Genomic DNA, 2,131 nt, shown 5'->3' on the forward strand with positions numbered 1-2,131 from the left:
TGTCAGCGCCAATGATAAAATGTAAGAAAACGCCGGTCAAAAAATGTAGGTTTGCAGCTGAGAGGAATGCAATATGGTACACTCGCATCTGCCTGTCGTAGTAGAGGCGGAAAGGGTGTCAAAATGGAAGGAGCAAACTGGATGGATATCCGTAGCGACCGGCAAAAAGGACTCAGCTACACAGAGATCGCGCGCAAGTACAACATTGACCCAAGGACGGCAAAGAAGTACGCTCAGAGCGAAACGCGGCCGGTGTACAGTCTGAGCGCGGCGAAGCCGTCAAAGCTGGACCCGTACAAGGAGCAGATCGCAATATGGCTGGAAGAAGCACCGTACTCGGCGGAACGAATTCTGGAAAAGATCCGGGAGCAGGGATTCGACGGCGGGCACAGCATTGTGCGAGAGTATGTACGCAACAAAAAGGAACAACTGGACGAGAAGGCAACGGTACGGTTTGAGACAATGCCGGGGCTGCAAGGGCAGATGGACTGGGCATTCTTCGAGGATCACACTGTCTTGGAGGACGGGAAGCTGAAGAAGCTGTACTGTTTCTTGTTCATTCTGGGGTACTCGCGGGCACGGTACATAGAATTTGTGACTGATATGAGCACAAATACGCTAATTCGCTGTCATGCCAACGCGTTTCGGTATTTTGGGGGCTATCCCGAAGAAATCCTGTACGACAACATGAAGCGGGTTGTCATCAAGCGGCTGCTAAAGCAGGAGGACAGCACTCTAAACCGGCAATTCGAGGACTTTGCTGGCTTCTATGGGTTCAAGCCTGTGCTGTGCCGGCCATACCGGGGCCAGACAAAAGGTAAGGTCGAGCGCACGGTACAGTTCGTCCGGGACAATTTTATGATTGGCATCCGGTACAACTCCCTGGACGATCTTAACGGCCAGGCTCTGGCCTGGTGCAACAAGGTCAATGGAAAGGTGCATGCCACAACAAATGAGGTTCCTTTCGAGAGACTAAAAAAAGAGGGCCTCAACCCTCTCAAGCATGAGTATATCATTGACAAAATCAATCCGCGTCGGGTGCAAAAAGACTGCCTCATCTCGTACGGCGGTAATCAGTATTCCGTGCCATCGGAATACGCCGGCAAAGATGTGGCAGTCGTAGCACTGGACAACCTGCTCGCCGCCTACCACGAAGGAAAGCAAATCGCCCTGCACCGGATATCCTATCAGAAAAAGGATATGGTCGTCAATGCTCATCACTACCGCAGGCTGACTGTCAAACAGTCTTTCAACATCGAAAACACGCTGCTGGACGGTGACAACATCATCGACTTTCCCATTCAGCCACATGATTTGAGTCGGTATGACGAGGTGCTGTTATGACGGAGCTGACGATGGAACGCCTCAGGGAGAACCTTGAAAGCCTCAAGATGAAAAACACGCTGGAGATACTGGACAATTATCTCGAGAGAGCGGTAAAGGACGAGCTTAACATCGTGGAGGTGCTCGACCACATCTTTGCCGAGGAGGCACTCAGCAAACGTAGACGGGCCTATGAAAAACAGGTACAGATGTCGGGCTTCCCCATCAAAAAGATGTTGGAGGACTTTGATTTCAGTTTCCAGCCCTCCATCGATAAGCGACAGATCGAGGAGCTGGCCACCATGCGTTTTCTGGAAAATGGAGAAAATATCGTCTTCCTCGGCCCGCCCGGCGTGGGCAAGACTCATCTGGCTTCAGCGCTTGGAATGGTCGCTGCCCGGCATCGCTTTTCCACTTACTACATCAACTGCCACACACTGATTGAGCAACTAAAAAAAGCGCATTATGAAAACCGTCTGCCTGATAAACTCAAAACTCTGGGCAAATACAAGTTGCTCATCATCGACGAAATCGGGTATCTTCCAATGGATATTCAGGGTGCGAACCTGTTCTTTCAACTCATTGCCAGACGGTATGAGAAGGTCTCAACAGTATTCACTTCCAACAAGACATTTTCTCAATGGAACGAAGTCTTTGCCGATGTCACCATCGCCTCTGCGATCCTCGACCGTGTTCTGCACCACTGTACCGTCGTCAATATCAAGGGCGAGAGCTACCGGCTGAAAGAACGTAAAGAATATATGAAGCAGAAGCAGCACATTGTCAATACCCTCTTTGAGCAGGGACA

Annotated in this window: 2 protein-coding genes; both read left to right on the top strand. The window is 50.6% G+C overall.

Going from position 1 to position 2,131, the window contains the following annotated elements; translation table 11 throughout:
- Positions 1-141 precede the first annotated feature (141 nt).
- Positions 142-1,344, top strand: coding sequence for an IS21 family transposase (istA, locus tag NE547_RS17825; protein ID WP_256176610.1), 1,203 nt, complete (start codon positions 142-144; stop codon positions 1,342-1,344).
- The coding region (gene istB / locus NE547_RS17830) for an IS21-like element helper ATPase IstB (protein WP_256176611.1) at positions 1,341-2,131 on the top strand (791 nt) is incomplete at its 3' end. The genes istA and istB, both read left to right, overlap by 4 nt.

Origin of the sequence: Flavonifractor sp. DFI.6.63, from assembly GCF_024462255.1 — a bacterium.
GTDB lineage: Bacteria > Bacillota > Clostridia > Oscillospirales > Oscillospiraceae > Lawsonibacter_A > Lawsonibacter_A hominis.